Here is a 17,143-nt window from a genome sequence, read left to right as displayed (position 1 = left end):
ATTTTCGGAACTTTTCACCTCGATCGTAGGCTTCGGTAGAGGGCGAAAGAACCTCGACAATCAGTAAAGGATTGAGAATTTCATCCGTGCGAGATCCATTGAATTCCGGTTCGCCATCAATTACCATAACATCGGGATAAGTTCCGTGATTGAAGCTAGGAATCCAAATTCGCAAGTCGCCGTTATAGGTTTGAAAATTGGTGTCTCGGAGAGCCACATTGAGAAAAGTCGTAGTGTCTACGGCAATACGGCTGTGAGCGGGGGAACCTCCGGGCATAGCAATAATCTCTCCGTTACAATATTCGTGACGTTCTTCGGCGGTTTCCTCCATCGCCCGGTATTCATCTGGAGTGCAGCGAGTTGTGGTATCTGAAGCAAGGTTTGGCGGATTGGTTGAAGCAATGACCACGATCGCACCTCCTAAATAATTAGACCTTAAATAATTATGACTTACAGCTAGATAATTGTCCTAACCCAGAGGCGATCGCTTTTTCGGGATTTTAAGAATCTGAGCGATCGCACAATCTCCTGACATCGCGTCATAAAAGTTTAGTTTCTTCGTGATTTGACTGCTGGCGCTGTGCAATCTGGATTAGCATCTCAATTTTGCAAAAAGCATTTTTTTTATTATAGTGCTGTCCCCGCTCGCGTCTGCTACCAATCGCGAGCGGGGACAGCACTATAAATGCAAAACAGAGATGCTACCATCTCGATTAACATCCTCAATGCCTCATTCACTGCTGCATCATTGGGAAAAGCTTGCACAATATCTGGATCTAAAAGCACTAAGTTTGTCCCTGCACGATATCGCTCAACATACTTACCTCTAACACCTCCTTTCATCTGAGTAAAGTCATACTCAGCAAGTAATTCGTCTTCCATTTCGTTCTCAATATCCTTCTTCATAAAACTTCTGCTGCTAACCTATGACAGATAAGAAAGCTAGATAAATCGCCCTTAAAGACTAATCCGGCGGTAAATTTCAGCCATCGGCAGTTCTATATTTAAGCTGTGCAGGACGATCGCCCCTTCAACCCGATCGTACACTTGCCATTGCCAGCGATCGCCCGACGGGCGATCGAGATTGTGATATTGTTCAATTTTCGGAACTTTTCACCTCGATCGTAGGCTTCGGTAGAGGGCGAAAGAACCTCGACAATCAGTAAAGGATTGAGAATTTCATCCGTGCGAGATCCATGGAATTCCGGTTCCCCATTGACAACCATCAAATCAGTGTAGGTTCCGCAGTTATATTCGGGAATCCAAACCCGCAAATCGCTGTTATACAAGCGAAAATCGGTGTCTCTGAGCAAAAATCCCAAGTGAATTAACAAGTTACAGGCGATCGCGCTGTGGACTTCTGAACCTCCGGGCATAGCAATAATCTCTCCGTTACAATATTCGTGACGTTCTTCGGCGGTTTCCTCCATGGCCCGGTATTCATCAGGAGTGAAGCTAGTCTTTGTTGCATCTGAAGCAAGGTTTGGCGGGTTGGTTTGAGCAATGACCACGATCGCACCTCCTAAATAATTAGACCTACAATAATTATGATTTACAGCAGCTAGATAATTGTCCTAACCTAGAGGCGTTTTTCTGATTCCATTCAAATTATATCAAGAACTCTCCAGGGAGCATCTCATTTTGGTAAAAAGCTTTTTTTCTAGTGCTGTCCAAGCTCGCGATCTATATAAAACTCGCGATTTCCCGACAGCAATACAAATCAAAAACTGAGATGCTCCCGCTCTCCATGCCTTTATCCGCTGCTGCTTCACAACCGCTAAATTCTAGCTTTCCTTTTACTTTTCACATTCAACTGCTTAGTGATTGATGTGTAATAATGCAAAGCAAACACCATATTGATTCCAAAGAATACCAAGGTTAAAACAAACACAAAAAAAGACGTAAACGACAGCCCGTAAATCATCGTAAACATCGCCAAAATGATTGAGCAAAAACCAAAACCGGAAGCAAAAGAACTTAAAACCAGTAACCGCACCTTAGACATAGTTTAATGTAAAAATTTTCAGTAAAATGCACTCTTGGCACCTCAAGATGAGTGCCAAATGATACTTATTACTATATAGCCAAATTACTCAGTTCCGCTAAGGGCAGAACGGCTATTTTCCTAAAAAGGTTTGAATTCTACGAAAAAATACAGCCCGCGCTCTTGCCAACTCCTCTCGCCCGATTTGATGCCAATCAAAGGAATGCCCCAGCCGAACCGAGAATTCTACCTCTCGCCGTACTGCCACCGCAAGCCCTATCCCGCTGATAGCAGAGTATTTGCTTCCAGAGCCACCCTTCCCCCGCTATTCCAAACATTGCCAGCATCCACAAACGGCGTCACCTGCAAAAGACCTTTTTTGTCCCCGGTACGCAAAATCGGATACCGCAACTCGGCGGAAGCAAAAAGTCCGCTATCCGCAAGCATTGCATCCTGACGGTAGCCCCGCACTGTATCCGGGCCGCCCAAACCAAATTGTTCGATCGGCAAAAGCTCAGCGATTGCCAACTGCGCCTGGGAGCGCACAACCAGCAGCGTCTGGGGAGCCAACAACCGCACGTACTGCAATTGACCGCGCCACGTCAAAAATTGACCGTCAGGCTCCCTGTTGCTCGCGGTAGCGCCAAATGCTGAGACTCCCAGATTGAACTGCGATCGCGCCGCCAAGACATCCCTCTCTCCCCGCTGAGTAAAATCCTGAAACAGTCTCAGCGCCGAAACCCGAGTTCTACCGCGAGCATCCGCCCCGGGCGACAGTGGAAAACCGCAAGGGTTTGTGGGGGAATCAGCGCACCCGAAGTGATAAAACCTTTGCTGATGTAGAGTTGGCTCACCACAGAACGAGCTTCCAGCAGTGCACCCGAAGTGATAAAACCTTTGCTGATGTAGAGTTGGCTCACCACAGAACGAGCTTCCAGCAGTTCGGCGAAAGTCAGCGGGCGGCCTACAAAGTTTTTGAGTGCAGCATCTAATTCTTGTTTGCTAAAGACGGTACTGCCAACTACTTCAAATCGATCGACCGTTATTGTACCGGAATATTCGGCAATTCTTCAGTCCGTCTCGGTACGGGGACGGGTGGCAAAAGCTGTTCTATCGGAGGTAGGGGCGCTGGGGGCGCGGGTTCTGGGAGGGGAGCCGGATTTGGCAGTACAGGATTGGGAATGGGAATTTCTTGTCGGTTGTCTCCTCGGTTGGGCAATTGGGCGAGAGTTTCAGGTTCCTGACTTGGCGCTGCTGCTGCAAATTCCGGGATGTCGGTTTCTGGCTCTTTACTGTATCTATCTAATTCTGAGCCTGAGTATAAATCGCCAGAAAGTCGATCGCGATCGTCTGCTGTTTCTGGATTAAGTTTTAATTGAGACTGTAAATTGTTATTAACAAAAGGCGATCGCCCGCCTGATTCACCAGCAACGATCGGATCGCCAACACTTTGAGCTGCTGACGATGCGAAGCAAATAGCTGTAATTGAACAACCAAGTGCTATTGCGCTAAAAAACTTGATTTTACAAAACCCTCTGGAATGTGGCAGGGGCATCATTGATTAATAATAATTGATAGTTATTTACACTTACGAGCAGGGGTTCCTGGCGCAATTACAAAGATTAAAGTAACTTTATCACTTTTGTTTAAGACTTAAGTCATTAAATTCAACATAAATATACTTGACAAAAAATATTTTTTGTGATTTGCTAAAAAATCCAGAAAAAAGCTCCGACTTACCCAAGCTAGCGCTGTAGGTAGGCGGAGCATTCTATCAAAGTTATCAGTCGATTTTAGATTTTGGATTTTAGATTTTAGATTTTAGATTTACTCTCTCATGCAATTTGGGAGCTTGAACCTTAGTCTAAAATTTTGAACTCGACCCTAAACGAGGGTCGGGGGCTGGTACCCATTGTTGGGCGGGGTTATCTGAGAAATCGGTGAATTTTGATAGAAATTACTACATTTTATTGAGCTGCGATCGCAATTCTTCCAACTCCGCGTCAATCACCGGACTCGACTCCGAGCTACTAGGAGCCGCAGCAGTTTTACCCGCAGCCGGCAATTGACCTTGAGACACAGAACCTCCGCTCAGTTGAGCCTTCATCTGAGCTAACTCGTCGTCAACATCGCCACCACTTTCAAGCAAGCGGAACTGTTCCTCTAAATTGCTCCCGCCAGCCGCCAGCTCTGCGGAAGCTCCCGCGCGGGCTTCTATCTGCAAAACTTTTTCTTCCATGCGCTCGAAAGCTGCCATTGAACTGCCAGTATTCAAGGTGCCAATGGTATTGTTGAGCTGTTCCTGAGCCTTAGCAGCAGAAATCCTCGCCTTGAGCATATCCTTCTTAGTCTTGGCTTCGGAAATCTTGCTCTCCAAACCGATCAAGTTGCGTTTGAGGCTTTCCACTTGACCCGATTGCTGTTCCAGACTCGCTTTCAGCGTAGCAGCCGTTTCAGCGTGAGACTTTTTGCGTACTAGAGCTTCGCGGGCTAAAGTCTCGTCTCCTTTTTGCAGGGCGAGTTGAGCGCGCTGCTGCCACTGGTTAGACTGGGATTCAGCTTGATTGTACTGAGTCTGGGTGCGTTTTTGAGTGGCGATCGCGCTGGCAACGGCCTGACGCAACTGCACCAAGTCTTCCTGCATATCCGTAACGGATTGTTCTAAAATCTTTTCCGGGTCTTCAGCTTTGTTGACCATATCGTTAAGATTGGCTCTGACGACTCGGCTAATGCGGTCAAATAATCCCATAATGCTATTTTTCCTGGGTGAGGTGTACGAAGTAGGCCCAAAGCAGGCTTGATAGCGTTAGCCCGCGATGGTGAGACTCAGTTGGTCAGATTTTTAGTGCGATCGAGCATGAAGCAATTTTGCAAACATAGTAAATACAGTTTAAAGCGATCGAGTCAGTGGTGCAGCCAAGCTAATTGATGCACCTATCTATTGAGTTTAACTTCGATCCGGGAATTCCCCAATACGCTGATGGGCCATCTGTTGAGAAGTTTGGCCAATTATCCCAACTATTGTTGTGTTGAGTGGGGTTTAGGATGTGGGTGGCTCGCCCGACGGCAATTTTGGTGTATTCTTGCTCGGAAGCATTTGTGTTTTCATCGCCGCCAACTCGGCATCGACATCGCCGGCAGCTTCGAGAGAGAGAAACTTCTTTTCTAAATCGTTTGTTCCAAGTTCTGCGATGGCTTCGGAACGAGCTTCTAGCTGCATAACTTTCTCTTCCATTTTTTCAAAGGCGCTCAAAGCACTGCCGGTACTGAGATTTCCCATCATTTCTTGCAGCCTTTCCGACGCTTTGGCCGATCGAGCTCGGGCAATGTACATATCTTTTTTTGATTTTGCCTCAGAAATTTTACTTTCGAGCGATCGCATATTTTCTTTAAGTTGAGTAACCACAGCGTTTTGCTGTCCGAGACTGGCTTTCATCGCCGTTGCCGTTTCTTGATAGGATTTCTTGCGCGTCAGAGCTTCCCGCGCTAAATTTTCCTCGCCTTTTTGCAAAGCTAGCTGCGCCCGCTGGTACCATTCTGCGGCTGTGGACTCAGCTTGGGAACACTGGCGTTCGGTGCGTTTTTGAGCGGCAATCGCTCCTGCTACGGCTTGTCTGAGCTGGATTAAATCTTCCTGCATATCCATTACAGCTTGTTCCAGAATTTTTTCTGGATCTTCGGCTGCTCCGACCAAACTGTTAATATTGGCTCGAATCACTCGCCACAGGCGATCGAATAATCCCATTTTACCTATCTCCCGATTTTCTTAAATTTTAGATTTAGGACTGGAAATTAATATTATTATTTGCGATTTTCGATTGACCAGCCCAAAAATAGGTACAAGCCCCCAACGCGAGCGTCAGGGTCGATTCCCAAATTTTAGACTAAGAGTTCAATCTCCCAGATTCACTGCGCTGTCAGCAAATCTAAAATCTAAAATTTAAAATCTCAAATCGATTGACTGGTCAGCGTAAGGTTTGGATCGGGCGTCTACATTTGCATTCTGTGTGGGAACTTGTCTGACTTAAAAAACCAATTTTGTGTTAGACAAAACATTCATCATTGTCTAGCTTTGTCTAACAATTTAGTTAAAGTTTTTGAACCTTTACCAGAAATAATTGGTTGAAAGCCCGCCCGCCTGCTCGGGAGAAATTAAAATCAGACTATTCATTACTCCAATCCTCGGACTTAAGGGTAGAAGTCGCTCTCAAACTGTCAAACTGTCAAGCGGTCAACTGTCAACTGTTGAACGAGTTTACGGCTGATAGTATTGCGGCTTCATCCCTTTGGCTTGGAGTTCCTTTGCCAAACGTTCTGCTGAGGCAGCATCGTTCAAAGCCCCCATTTGAATTTTGACACCCTTTGAGAAGTTCCGCACGTAGGCATCGGGAACTGCGGTTCTGGCTTGTTGCAGCGCTTTTTCATTGGTGTAATCGGTGACAACGTAGTAAAAGCCGTCGCTAGCCCGTGTCGGTCTTCCTAGCGGGGCTGCTGCGGCCGGGGCTGCTGTGGCTGTCGGGGCTGCTGTGGCAGGGGATGCGGCGGCTGGCTGGGCTGGGGAGGGTGTGGGAGGCAGTGTCGGCAGTGTCGGGACTGTCTGGGTGGCGCTGGGGCTGGGACTGGGAAGCAAAGCGGTACTAATATTGTTGAGTCCTTGTTCCCTACCTCTGGCCGGGTTGCCGTCTTCTGTCGGAATTGGGACAGCGCCGATGGGGGCAGGAGGTGCTGGCGGATTGGGGGGGATTGATGCTTTGGGCGACGGGGAAGCAATGGGGCTGGTTGTGGGATTGACGTTGCTGAGAGTGTTCAAATCTAGCTCGACAAATTCTTTGGATGCCAGATTTGGAGCTTTCGGCAGTTCCTTGCTGCTGCTACTGCTATCTATGGTTGTAGCTGCCGGACTTTCGTTAGTAGAGGGGGTTGTGCGATCGAGAAAACGGTTCAGGCCTGCCATTTTAACCAGACTTGACGGGTGCATCACTGCATAACCCAAAGCTGTGCACGACAACAGAAACAGCAACATCGAACTCAGTCCCAAGGGAGTTAACAGACTCGCGGCCAAACTGCGTTCTTGGGCAGGCTCAGCTTTTGCTTCGTCCAAACTTTCGATCAGTTTTTCGCTGGATTCGAGATAATTGTTGGGTGCAAAGGTATTGCTAGATATTTTTGTCCCACCCACGGTAGTTGCTAGCGGGGAATCGCCCTGGACGCCGCCAAGGGATAGGGGCAGCGACAGCGGTTGCTGGGCTTCCTCCGCAGCCTGCGGTAGGTTTTGGCTTTTTTGTGGCTCGGTTGTGGCTGTTGGCTGGCCGCTGCGAACTGATGGCGACACCCACTGTTCGGCGCGCCGCCTGTGTCTTCTGTATGTTGTCAGTTCTGCTTCTAGGTTGACATCCAAACACCCGAGGACTGCTTGCAAAGCAGGTTTGATTGGGGTTGATGAGGATTGACTTGGGGATTCCACTGAAGAACGCTTACTCATTAGCAAAACTCCTACCGCCTCTGAATTGATTTTAATGTTTTGATTCTAAAGTTGACACTCTCAGCGCTCTTGGCGACTGAGATTCTTAAGAAATTTCGTTCTTAATATCCCTATTACTAGGGTTCTTGGGCGCAATCCTCTTGCCAAAAAATGGTGGGCTGCTATCCTTGCCTTTCAGCAAGCTCCTCAAGCGTTTAAGGGGCTTAGCCCTTGGTTCCGTGGAGTCCCCGCGTACCTTGAATATATGGTAGGCATTTGCTTCCCAGGTTTACACCTGTGTATTCATCCCAACAATAGAGTGTAACGGCAAAAGCCCTTTTTACACTGCTAAAAATTTTAAAAATCAAGAAAGATTCACGGCGGTTTGAACCGCCCGTGCCGCTTTCATGGAAGGTCTAAAGACTCGCTCGTTTTCCGCTTGCCGAACTTTTTTTATCAACAAGAAGCTTTAAAACTTGCTTATTCTAGGATTAGCTGCTTTTGGTGTCAAGGCAACTGCTGCCTTTGGGCCCGAAGTGTCGATCGCCATTTGCTCTGTTTTCATTTTCGTTTGACCATAAAGAATTGGTTTAAAGCCCCAAGCCCGATCGCCCTTGATAAATTAAAAGAAGACGATTCATTACTCTAATCCTCTTCCTTCCAGGTAGAGGTCGCTGTTAATTGTCAACTGTCCCTGGTCAACTGTCAACTGAAACCTTAATTCTTACTGTGTCCCGGAGGCTGCTTACCCGACTCTCAGCAGATTTTGGCATCGGAGCAACCGTTTATTTAGAAGATCTCATAGTCGTTCCGTATTTGTCCTTTTGCTTGATCCCTGACCCTTTATAAACTTTTAACCTGTCTTTTTCGCTACAAAATGAGGAAGGACTGAGGTGATTGTTTCTATATATAACAAGATTATAAATAAATCATTAAGGTTTATTATGCTTCGGGGATCGCTATAACCCAGACAGGATAAGGGCTGGGATGCTCTAAAACCTCCTAGCTCTACACAGGAGAATTAGAGATGAAACTGATTTCCGCCAACACTTTTATGAAAACCCCATTAATTTCTGCTTGTCGTCACTGCCGCCACTATACCCCTGAGGGGAGACGCGGAGGAATTTGTGCTCTGTTGACCGTGCCGGTGCAAAGTCAGTGGAAAGCTTGTTCTTTGGCAGTTTCGCCTTTTGGGGGATCTTGGGAAAACATCACAGAAATTGAACTGTGGCAAGAACAGACTGCGACTCCGCATGAGACCGCTGTTCCTGTTTCTGAACGCAACGCCTGCCAGTTAACAGGCACAACATTAACCGAAAAATCGGCAGCAGTCTCGGTTTAGTCCGTCGGCAACAGGACAGATTGTATCATTTTCGATTGGCGATTGGGAAATCACTGATAACTATTATCTATTATGATTTGGATCTGGCAAAGCAGTTTCATTCTTTTTGGCAATTGGTATCCATACTGATACTTTTGGACGATCGACTAAACTCGGGTCATTCAACTCACAGCAATCAATAATATCTGTAGCTTGAATGAGGGAATCCCAAAACTTATTTCTCGATCGAGCTACGGCAGCCAAGGATATTGACTAAAATCGGGTTCCCGTTTTTCCAAAAAGGCTTGTTTGCCTTCGGCGCCTTCCTGGGTCATATAATACAGCAAAGTGGCATTTCCAGCCAGTTCTTGGAGACCGGCTTGACCGTCACAGTCGGCATTAAAAGCGGATTTTAAACAGCGGATCGCGATCGGACTTTTTTCCAGAATTTCCTGGGCCCACTGCATCCCTTCAAGTTCGAGTTGTTCGACGGGTACGACGCAGTTGACTAAACCCATTTCTAGAGCTTGCTGGGCGCTGTACTGACGGCACAAAAACCAAATTTCTCGGGCTTTTTTCTGGCCGACAACTCTGGCGAGATAGCTGGCCCCGAAACCGCCGTCGAAACTGCCGACTTTGGGGCCAGTTTGCCCGAAAATAGCATTGTCAGCAGCGATCGTCAAGTCGCAAATTAAGTGTAAAACGTGACCGCCGCCGATCGCATATCCTGCAACTAAAGCAATCACAACTTTGGGCATCGATCGAATCAACTTCTGCAAGTCGAGCACGTTCAACCGGGGTATGCCACCTTCGTCTACATATCCCGCAGAACCTCGCACGCTTTGGTCGCCGCCGGCACAAAAGGCGTATTTGCCGTCTGTATGAGGCCCCGCACCGGTGAAGAGGACAACGCCGATTTTTGTGTCTTCACGGGCATCAGTAAAGGCATCGCACAATTCCTGCACGGTTTTGGGACGGAAAGCGTTCCGTTTGTGAGGTCGATTGATGGTAATTTTGGCGGTACCGCCACTTTTTTGATAGAGAATGTCTTCGTAGGTTTTGGCGGTTTGCCATTCAATTTGCATAATCAATCAGTCGATTTTAGATTTTAGATTTTAGATTTTAGATTTACTCGGCAGATGAATCACCGGAGTAGGAACTTTGGTCTAAATTTGGGGGATCATCCACTCGCTCAACAGCGTCGGGGGCAAGGTACCCGTTGATGCGGGGTTAAGTTGAGATTTGAGAGCGAGCTGGGGCGATCGATGCAGGAATAATTCGCTTTTAGGATCGCGAATTAAATAATTTACACTCTTAAAAGTGGGATGGGCGTCCCGCCCGTCTATAAAGGACGGGCGGGACGCCCATCCCACAATAATTAAAATTGTAAGTTATTTAATTCTCATTCCTTAGATTTTAGATGGATTCGGTTCAATGGGATACGAAGGTCGATCGACTCTTGGGAAAAAAAATTAAGCGGGACTCGTGGCCCAAACCGACTTCCCCAAATCAACTGTGAAGCGCTCTTGTTGCCGGTTAAACAACCCGGTTTTTAATACAAGAGCGCGCAATTCCCGTCTCCCATCCCAACAGTCTCAAATTTTGACGCAGCAAATAATTTGCGTTGCATTATTTGCGCGTTAACAGAGACAGCAGGTGCTTTGCTGCTTTGGCAAATACCGGATCGCGGGACTCAAATTCGCTGGGAGCTAGTAAAGCTTTAACTTCGGCAAAGTCTTCTTGGTTGAGGGTTCCTTCTTTGGTAAATAAAGTGTCTACGACTGCAATGTGTCTGGAGTCGAGGCCGAGCCGATTGCCGATCGACTGTAAGTACATTTGCTCCCTCAAATCGATGTGTCCGTCTACCGCTGACATTTCGTAGCCGGAACCGATGAGCAACAGCTTTTCTGATTCTGAGAAGAAAGCTGTCAGGGTTAGCAGTTCCGTGGGGTTGAAGTAAACCTGCTGTTTGGAGACTCCTTTGACAAGGCGCTGAATTAGTTCTATCCGATGTGGATCGCCGCTGGCAAAGGCTTTGAGAGTCTTTTGCAGCCGTTCTTCTTCTTCAACTGCGATCGTCCTGTCGATAATCATCACTCCCCGCAGGATGGAAATCAGAGCAGTCACAAACACTACCAAAGGAGTGATATCTTGTTCGCGGAGCTTTTGGCGGCTAATCCGGGACAACAGCTCAACAACTTCAGTGCTAATCAGGGTGGTGTCCATAATTCAAAATTACTCTGGATGGGGCTGTAGTGTAACTTTATTTCTCGATCTTAAGTGTTTTCAGCTAGGTAAGTATGCCATGAATTCCGTAAAAAACTTGTTTTCTTAGCGATCGCACTTACTTCTCTCCACAGCAAGTGGATAAATAAGATTATATTAAGTGTTTTCAGATACTTAGGTATACCGTGAATTTGCCAACAGAGCCGTTGTGTAGTAGTGATTCTAATTATGCTATTCACCGACACTGGATGAGTAGGGCTGTGGAACTGGCACGAGCAGCCGGTGATGCGGGCGAAGTGCCAGTGGGTGCTGTCATTGTTGACGGTGCTGGCAAATTGATTGCCGAAGCGCAAAATCGGCGAGAGCGAGACTGCGATCCGACTGCTCATGCTGAAGTCTTGGCGCTGCGGGCGGCGGGCAAGGTTTTGCAAGACTGGCATCTCAATCAATGCACGCTTTACGTGACGCTGGAGCCGTGCCCGATGTGCGCTGGTGCGATCGTACAAGCTCGGATCGGTTTGCTGGTATACGGAGCAGATGACCCGAAAACTGGCACAATTCGGACGGTGGCTAATCTTCCAGATAGCGCGCCTTCGTGTCACCGCTTACAGGTGCTCGGCGGTATTATGGAGTCTGTTTGTCGAGATCAGTTGCTTGCTTGGTTTGAAGCCCGCCGGCAAATTTAACAGGTAAAGTTTTTTACTCTCCCATAGCCGATGTTTAGTCTAACTTGGCTCTTTAACTGAAATAATAGATCGGTAATTGCCCGATCGAGCTTTCTCGGCGGTTGACCCCGCCTAAAAACGGATACTTGCTTGCCGACACTCGTCCCGGTGCACTCCAGATTTTAGACCAAAGCTCCAATTCCCAGATTAATCTGTGGCATAAATCTAAAGTCTAAAATCTAAAATCCCTTGACGGCTGTGCGGTAGTGGTGTCGGCTGGGATCGTATTTTACCTGCTTACAGATTATCTGTTTTGGGTGCGATCGCTTGCGGAGGCAAAGGCCAATAGCAAAAGTGTCCCCATCGAAAGACTAAAGATTTGCCAAGCAACATATCTTTAGCTAGAACAGACGGGAATCCATCGCGCGAAACGGAGTACCGTTATCCCGCGATGGATGAAAGGCGAGCTTTGCGACGATTTCACCCCACCGGAATCTGACTCTTCGTCGCTCGGTGGCGGGCGGTTGGGTGGATGAGGAGATGAGCAAATCTTCACCCTTTTCTTTGTGCCTGTATTATCATAGGTATGCCGATTGTGATAAATAATATCGTGTTAAAAGCAGTCAAAGTCAGAATCTATCCAAGCGTTGAACAACAGAGCCATCTAGCGCAAGCTTTTGGTTGTGTCCGTTGGGTATGGAATCAGTCATTGGCTACCATGTCCCAAACCTACAAAGAGACTGGGAAAGGTATTTCTGCTTTCACGATGAAGAAACAGATTCCCGTCTGGAAAACTGAGTTTGAATGGCTCAAAGATTGTTATTCTCAATGCCTTCAGTCTTCGGTTTTGAATTTGTCTCAAGCGTTTATCAACTTCTTTGATGGTCGAGCAGCATACCCAACTTTCAAAAAACGTCACGGAAAACAATCGATTCAGTTCCCACAGAACGTTAAAGTTTTGGGAAATGACGAGATTAAATTTCCGGGTAATCTTGGAGTGGTTAAAGCTAAAATTCATCGCGAATTAGTGGGTAGTTTGAAGACGGTTACGGTGTCTAAGATGCCTGATGGTCGTTACTACGCATCATTGCTGATGGAGGATGGTATTGACAAGCCCGCTACAAACAAAGACGGCAAAGCCATTGGTATCGACCTCGGATTGCTTGACTTTGTTGTTACATCTGATGGCTCTAAATACCAAAATCCTCGACATCTGAGAAAACACGAGCGCAACCTGAAGCGCAAACAGCGTAAGTTATGTCGTAAACGGGACAAAACTACCAACAAGCGGCGCAAGGCTAAATTGGCTGTTGCCAAAGTCCACGCCAGAATCTCTAGAGTTCGAGAAGATTTCCGGCATAAACTATCCCGTAAGATAGTCGATAAAAACCAAGTCATTGTCGTAGAAAATCTGGCAGTAAAGAACATGGTAAAGAATCATAACCTTGCCTTATCCATCAGTGATGCTGGCTGGGGAATGTTCTGTACGATGCTCAAATACAAAGCAGAGGCAGAGGGCAAAGTCTACCTAGAAGTCGGTCGATTTTTTCCGTCATCGCACCTTTGTTCTGAGACTTTACTGTTGTTGCCGAAAATGGATCTGTCTGTTCGTGAATTTAATTGTCCCCACTGCTCTAAGCGGCACGATAGAGACATTAATGCGGCAGTCAATATCAGAAATGAGGGCTTACGGATATTGACGTTGGGAACCAGCGTTACTGCCCTTGGAGGCAATGTAAGACCAAAGCGGTATGGGCAAAAATCCACTGTCGCCGAGGCTGTTGCCATTGAATTGGGAAGCCCCCAGCATATCGGTACTCCGATTGCTGGCGGGTAGTTCACACTCTATATATCGATATAGCAGGGTAATTGCCATGCATCATACTGCCGCGATCGCCGTTGAGTTCAGTAAATCCTCTCTAGTGAAGCCAATGCCTGCCAAGGTAGCATCTAATACCTCTCGCGTTTCTCCTTGGTTAACCTCCTTGTTCTATCCGCTAGGTCACTATATTGTCCTACCGTTTTATTTTGGCAAGATTGAGATAACCGGACAGGAACACTTGCCGAAAGACGGGCCTGTAATCTTAGCCCCGACGCATCGTTCCCGGTGGGATGCGCTGATGATGCCCTATTCAACGGGACAGAAGGTGACTGGACGCGATTTGCGGTTCATGGTAACTGCTGATGAAGTCAAAGGAGTGCAAGGTTGGTTTATCAGACATTTGGGAGGCTTTCCTGTCGATATCCGGCATCCGGCAATTAGCAGTCTCCGTTACGGGGTGGAATTGCTCCTCGACAAGCAAATGTTGGTAATTTTTCCCGAAGGTGGAATTTTTCAAGATGGTGAAGTTCACCCTGCGAAGTCTGGATTGGCTCGTTTGGCCATGCAAGCGGAGTTGAACACACCGGGTTTGGGGGTGAAGATTGTACCGATGAGTATTCGCTATCGCCCGCGCATTCCTCGATGGCGTTCGAGGGTTAAAATTGCGATCGGTGCTCCGATTTCTGTGGCAGATTATGCTAATGGTGGTAGTGGTAAAAAAGAAGCAAAATTGTTGACGGCCCAACTCGAAATGGCTCTTAAAACTCTTGATGACAGTTGACAGTTGGCAGTTGCATGCGGCACTTATTTTGCTTGGTTGTGTCTGTATTAAGAGTCAGCATTAATGGATTGTGGTTTGAACTTTAAGCCTGGTCAAATTGTTAGTTTGGAATGTGGAGATGCGTGCCTGCATTCAGAGGTAATTCAAGTGGTTGAAGCACGTCAAATTTGTTGGGTGCGCCCTTTGATGTTGGTTGGATTGGTTTCGGGGAAGGATTTCCCCCAAAGGTGGCCGGAAGAATACACTTTATCAGATTTGCGGGATGGTGCGGATTTGCTGTGGCCACTGAGTTTGTTTCGGGCGGCGCTGGATACGGAGGTGATTTCGCTGTTAACCCAGTTGCAGTCTCTGGACTCCGATCGCAAGGATAGCACGATCGCCTCTCGGCAACTTAGAGATTTTGTCGATCGAGTTTGGGCAGCTTTTCCGAGCGCTTTTCATTAAAAAGACGGGGCGATTGAAACCGCAAAAAGACACGGCGATTGAAACCGTAAAAAGACACGGCGGTTGAAACCGTAAAAAGACACGGCGGTTGAAACCGCAAAAATACCGGGCGGTTGAAACCGCGTCTATACAAACAAAACCTGCCTCCGCAGGTTGAAGAAAACACGGCGGTTGAAACCGCGTCGAGACAAACAAAACCTGCCTCCGCAGGTTTGAATAAGACACGGCGGTTGAAACCGCGTCGAGACAAACAAAACCTGCCTCCGCAGGTTGAAGAAGACTATTATTTTAGTTTAAAATACTTAAAACACCGCGTGCGAAAGTTCTGCCGGATTCAGATTATTATGAATAACTTCACCGTCGCGGAACCAGACAACCCGGCGAGTTTGTCGCGCAACTTCCGGTTCGTGAGTTACCATCACAACAGTCATGCCGGCTTCATTAAATTCTGTAAAAATATCCATTACTTCTTGAGTAGTTTTTGTATCCAATGCACCAGTCGGTTCATCTGCAAGCAACAACACGGGACGGTTAACAATTGCGCGGGCGATGGCTACGCGCTGCTGCTGTCCTCCTGATAGTTGATTTGGTTTGTTTTTCATGCGACTTTCTAGACCAACTTTGGTTAAAGCTTCCTCTGCGCGTTCGCGTCTTTCTGATGAGGGAATGCCTGCATAAACCATCGGTAACATGACATTTTCTAATGCTGTTAGTTGAGCCAATAGGTGAAATTGTTGGAACACAAACCCTAATTTTAAGTTGCGAATTCCGGCTAATTCTGATTCGGGCATTTGGGCGACATCTACGCCGTCTAGGTAGTAACTGCCGCTCGTAGGTCGATCGAGACAACCGATAATATTCATAGCTGTAGATTTGCCTGAACCGGATGCGCCCATAATTGAGCAATACTCTCCTTGCATTACCGTCAAGCTGATCCCGTTGAGGGCGCGCACTTCGAGGTCGCCGATGCCGTAGACTTTGGTTACGTCTTTGAGACCGAGGATGACGGGTTTTGAGGTGGTTTGCAGGTCGAGGTCTTGGTGGGTCTCGGTTTGTAGTTCAGGCATTTGTTTTTATGTGCGATCGACACAACTTACTACTAAGTTAACACTTCTGAGCGGTTTTCGGGGGTGGAAGGGCGATGTTTGGACGGTTGCGGGACTTACGCACGGGTAGTCAGAAACCGGGTTTTTTGACGAAAATAATTCGTTAGAGCGCGCAGAAACGATAAAAACCCGGTTGCTGTGGTGTTGGTGAGTAAGTCCTAAATTAAACAATTTGTGGCTTAAATGCGATCGGGATCGATGTTCAATTCGCGCAGTTTTGCTGCTAAACGTTCGGCTCTTTGAACTGCTTGTTCGGCACGCTGTCTTTCAAAATCCCTTTCTTCTCTCAATTCTTCAGGAGAAACGAATGCTTCTCCGTCGGGTTGATATATTTCTAGCCCATCCTCGCCCAACTCAAATCGTACTCCCAATCTAGGACTGATCCATCCCTCCATCGGCTCAATTACTTCTAAATTACCTTCAATTCTTTGCCAACCTTCCAACTCATTTCTTTCTGGATCGTAAAGGTAATATTCCTCAACTCCATGACGCTGGTAAAATGAAAGTTTTTTATTCATTTTAGTTTGGCGATCGTTGTGGGAGCGAATCTCAAAAACGACTTGGGGAGCAATATTATCTTCGAGAAATTGCATATAGGAAGGCCGCTCGCCCTTTGGTCTACCAAATATTACCATCGTATCCGGTGCTTGAGAAATGTCTGGTCTACCTTCAACTGGATACCAGAGTAAATCGGCGGCCACAAAAACGTTTGGGTCATTCTTAAACAGCGATTCGCAGCCTTCTTTGATTTTGACAATTAATTTGTATTGAATTGTGCTTTCTGCCATTGGTTGACCGTCGCTGGATGGATAAATGATTTCTGCGGTTGTGACTTGCATTGTGGTTGTCTCCGAGAACTATATAGGTTTAATTATACTAGATTGGGTGATATTTATTGAGTTACTGAGTCATCCGTTGTTGCGCGGCTGGTGACGGATATGCACCAACTTCTATCAAAACTTGTCGCTCTCTAATCCGCTCATTATGATTAAATTCTAAAATTCTTGCTGTCACTTCTCCAATATCTGTTCTTGGTTGAATTGCAGCTTCATCTAAGCGAAAATGTTCTCCCCAAAAATCTCTGCGCGGGTTGAAAAAACGCACTAATTCTCCAGTGCGCCAAACAATTGAGCCTAAATCGGTTCCTTTCTGGAGGTTGCAGAAAATACAAGCATAGGCGAGGTTATCGGCTGTTGTTTCTCCACCATGTTTGACGCTGATGATGTGGTCAACTTGCAGGGCTATTTCGTTCTAGACAGTAGACAGGGTTTAGGTTTAGAGTTTAGAAGTCGGATTCACCCTAACTTATGATTTATGAGTTCCCTAGCAATTG

20 protein-coding genes and 1 pseudogene are annotated in these 17,143 nt (G+C 46.9%); 5 read left to right on the top strand and 16 right to left on the bottom strand.

All coding sequences use genetic code 11. The annotated features are described in order from the left end of the window. From JGK20_RS25805 to JGK20_RS25765, 9 genes are all read right to left on the bottom strand, one after another. Positions 1-409 (bottom strand): Uma2 family endonuclease (locus JGK20_RS25805; protein ID WP_293177195.1); only part of this gene is annotated, 409 nt, incomplete at its 3' end. A 245-nt stretch (positions 410-654) separates the two neighbouring features. Further along, positions 655-906, bottom strand: a complete 252-nt coding sequence (locus tag JGK20_RS25800) for a hypothetical protein (RefSeq protein WP_293177193.1) — start codon at positions 904-906, stop codon at positions 655-657. Between the two features lie 98 nt (positions 907-1,004). After that, positions 1,005-1,511: a Uma2 family endonuclease gene (locus JGK20_RS25795; protein ID WP_293232605.1), complete on the bottom strand. Its 507-nt coding sequence runs from the start codon at positions 1,509-1,511 to the stop codon at positions 1,005-1,007. A gap of 749 nt (positions 1,512-2,260) precedes the next feature. Continuing rightward, positions 2,261-2,710: a ShlB/FhaC/HecB family hemolysin secretion/activation protein gene (locus tag JGK20_RS25790; protein ID WP_293190569.1), complete on the bottom strand. Its 450-nt coding sequence runs from the start codon at positions 2,708-2,710 to the stop codon at positions 2,261-2,263. A 2-nt stretch (positions 2,711-2,712) separates the two neighbouring features. After that, positions 2,713-3,030: a POTRA domain-containing protein gene (locus JGK20_RS25785; RefSeq protein WP_293232606.1), complete on the bottom strand. Its 318-nt coding sequence runs from the start codon at positions 3,028-3,030 to the stop codon at positions 2,713-2,715. Next, entirely contained in the window at positions 3,027-3,542 is a 516-nt protein-coding gene (locus JGK20_RS25780; RefSeq protein WP_293232603.1) for a hypothetical protein, read from the bottom strand. Before JGK20_RS25780 ends, JGK20_RS25785 begins: the two co-directional genes overlap by 4 nt. 402 nt (positions 3,543-3,944) lie before the next feature. After that, entirely contained in the window at positions 3,945-4,733 is a 789-nt protein-coding gene (locus JGK20_RS25775; protein WP_293177188.1) for a PspA/IM30 family protein, read from the bottom strand. A gap of 291 nt (positions 4,734-5,024) precedes the next feature. Next, entirely contained in the window at positions 5,025-5,729 is a 705-nt protein-coding gene (locus tag JGK20_RS25770; RefSeq protein WP_293190549.1) for a PspA/IM30 family protein, read from the bottom strand. Positions 5,730-6,239: 510 nt separating this feature from the next. Continuing rightward, positions 6,240-7,466, bottom strand: coding sequence for an SPOR domain-containing protein (locus JGK20_RS25765; RefSeq protein ID WP_293177184.1), 1,227 nt, complete (start codon positions 7,464-7,466; stop codon positions 6,240-6,242). A gap of 1,006 nt (positions 7,467-8,472) precedes the next feature. Here JGK20_RS25765 and JGK20_RS25760 point away from each other — a divergent pair. Next, on the top strand, positions 8,473-8,787 hold the full coding sequence (locus JGK20_RS25760) for a hypothetical protein (RefSeq protein ID WP_293177182.1): 315 nt from the start codon (positions 8,473-8,475) through the stop codon (positions 8,785-8,787). Positions 8,788-8,850: 63 nt separating this feature from the next. On the opposite strand, the gene JGK20_RS25755 is transcribed toward JGK20_RS25760, so the two are convergent. From JGK20_RS25755 to JGK20_RS25745, 3 genes are all read right to left on the bottom strand, one after another. Beyond that, on the bottom strand, positions 8,851-9,030 hold the full coding sequence (locus JGK20_RS25755; RefSeq protein ID WP_293177180.1) for a hypothetical protein: 180 nt from the start codon (positions 9,028-9,030) through the stop codon (positions 8,851-8,853). Then, on the bottom strand, positions 9,018-9,851 hold the full coding sequence (gene menB / locus JGK20_RS25750; protein ID WP_293177178.1) for a 1,4-dihydroxy-2-naphthoyl-CoA synthase: 834 nt from the start codon (positions 9,849-9,851) through the stop codon (positions 9,018-9,020). The genes JGK20_RS25755 and menB overlap by 13 nt, the downstream gene beginning before the upstream one ends. Positions 9,852-10,395: 544 nt before the next feature. After that, positions 10,396-10,992, bottom strand: coding sequence for a TerB family tellurite resistance protein (locus JGK20_RS25745; protein WP_293177176.1), 597 nt, complete (start codon positions 10,990-10,992; stop codon positions 10,396-10,398). Between the two features lie 248 nt (positions 10,993-11,240). Between JGK20_RS25745 and JGK20_RS25740 the strand changes: the two genes are divergently transcribed. From JGK20_RS25740 to JGK20_RS25725, 4 genes are all read left to right on the top strand, one after another. Continuing rightward, on the top strand, positions 11,241-11,678 hold the full coding sequence (locus tag JGK20_RS25740; protein WP_293177342.1) for a nucleoside deaminase: 438 nt from the start codon (positions 11,241-11,243) through the stop codon (positions 11,676-11,678). Positions 11,679-12,243: 565 nt separating this feature from the next. Further along, positions 12,244-13,494 carry an RNA-guided endonuclease TnpB family protein gene (locus tag JGK20_RS25735; RefSeq protein ID WP_293232601.1) on the top strand — a complete coding sequence of 417 codons (1,251 nt, stop codon included), beginning with the start codon at positions 12,244-12,246 and terminating at the stop codon, positions 13,492-13,494. 37 nt (positions 13,495-13,531) lie between these two features. Then, positions 13,532-14,260 (top strand): lysophospholipid acyltransferase family protein, encoded by a 729-nt coding sequence (locus JGK20_RS25730; protein ID WP_293205274.1) that lies wholly within the window; start codon positions 13,532-13,534, stop codon positions 14,258-14,260. A gap of 63 nt (positions 14,261-14,323) precedes the next feature. Continuing rightward, positions 14,324-14,704, top strand: a complete 381-nt coding sequence (locus JGK20_RS25725; RefSeq protein WP_293177170.1) for a hypothetical protein — start codon at positions 14,324-14,326, stop codon at positions 14,702-14,704. A gap of 302 nt (positions 14,705-15,006) precedes the next feature. On the opposite strand, the gene JGK20_RS25720 is transcribed toward JGK20_RS25725, so the two are convergent. The 4 genes and pseudogenes from JGK20_RS25720 to JGK20_RS25705 all read right to left on the bottom strand — a co-directional run. After that, a complete protein-coding gene (locus tag JGK20_RS25720; RefSeq protein WP_293177168.1) occupies positions 15,007-15,771 on the bottom strand; it encodes an ABC transporter ATP-binding protein in 765 nt (254 codons plus the stop codon). Between the two features lie 218 nt (positions 15,772-15,989). Further along, entirely contained in the window at positions 15,990-16,649 is a 660-nt protein-coding gene (locus JGK20_RS25715) for a Uma2 family endonuclease (RefSeq protein ID WP_293190550.1), read from the bottom strand. Between the two features lie 61 nt (positions 16,650-16,710). After that, positions 16,711-16,914: a hypothetical protein gene (locus JGK20_RS25710; RefSeq protein ID WP_293232599.1), complete on the bottom strand. Its 204-nt coding sequence runs from the start codon at positions 16,912-16,914 to the stop codon at positions 16,711-16,713. 48 nt (positions 16,915-16,962) lie between these two features. Continuing rightward, positions 16,963-17,049 (bottom strand): annotated as a pseudogene (locus JGK20_RS25705) (HNH endonuclease signature motif containing protein); the annotation flags it as partial. Between the last annotated feature and the right edge of the window lie 94 nt (positions 17,050-17,143).

The organism is Microcoleus sp. PH2017_05_CCC_O_A (genome assembly GCF_020738785.1).
In the GTDB taxonomy this organism is placed as follows: Bacteria; Cyanobacteriota; Cyanobacteriia; order Cyanobacteriales; family Microcoleaceae; genus Microcoleus.
This window is presented reverse-complemented; position numbering and strand designations above follow the sequence as displayed.

Excerpts from the sequence above, each read along its gene's own strand:
- JGK20_RS25800 (WP_293177193.1), bottom strand. The coding sequence starts at position 906 with ATGAAGAAGGATATTGAGAACGAAATGGAAGACGAATTACTTGCTGAG.
- JGK20_RS25780 (WP_293232603.1), bottom strand. The coding sequence starts at position 3,542 with ATGATGCCCCTGCCACATTCCAGAGGGTTTTGTAAAATCAAGTTTTTT.
- JGK20_RS25775 (WP_293177188.1), bottom strand. The coding sequence starts at position 4,733 with ATGGGATTATTTGACCGCATTAGCCGAGTCGTCAGAGCCAATCTTAAC.
- JGK20_RS25770 (WP_293190549.1), bottom strand. The coding sequence starts at position 5,729 with ATGGGATTATTCGATCGCCTGTGGCGAGTGATTCGAGCCAATATTAAC.
- JGK20_RS25765 (WP_293177184.1), bottom strand. The coding sequence starts at position 7,466 with ATGAGTAAGCGTTCTTCAGTGGAATCCCCAAGTCAATCCTCATCAACC.
- JGK20_RS25760 (WP_293177182.1), top strand. The coding sequence starts at position 8,473 with ATGAAACTGATTTCCGCCAACACTTTTATGAAAACCCCATTAATTTCT.
- menB (WP_293177178.1), bottom strand. The coding sequence starts at position 9,851 with ATGCAAATTGAATGGCAAACCGCCAAAACCTACGAAGACATTCTCTAT.
- JGK20_RS25745 (WP_293177176.1), bottom strand. The coding sequence starts at position 10,992 with ATGGACACCACCCTGATTAGCACTGAAGTTGTTGAGCTGTTGTCCCGG.
- JGK20_RS25740 (WP_293177342.1), top strand. The coding sequence starts at position 11,241 with ATGAGTAGGGCTGTGGAACTGGCACGAGCAGCCGGTGATGCGGGCGAA.
- JGK20_RS25735 (WP_293232601.1), top strand. The coding sequence starts at position 12,244 with ATGCCGATTGTGATAAATAATATCGTGTTAAAAGCAGTCAAAGTCAGA.
- JGK20_RS25730 (WP_293205274.1), top strand. The coding sequence starts at position 13,532 with ATGCATCATACTGCCGCGATCGCCGTTGAGTTCAGTAAATCCTCTCTA.
- JGK20_RS25725 (WP_293177170.1), top strand. The coding sequence starts at position 14,324 with ATGGATTGTGGTTTGAACTTTAAGCCTGGTCAAATTGTTAGTTTGGAA.
- JGK20_RS25720 (WP_293177168.1), bottom strand. The coding sequence starts at position 15,771 with ATGCCTGAACTACAAACCGAGACCCACCAAGACCTCGACCTGCAAACC.
- JGK20_RS25715 (WP_293190550.1), bottom strand. The coding sequence starts at position 16,649 with ATGCAAGTCACAACCGCAGAAATCATTTATCCATCCAGCGACGGTCAA.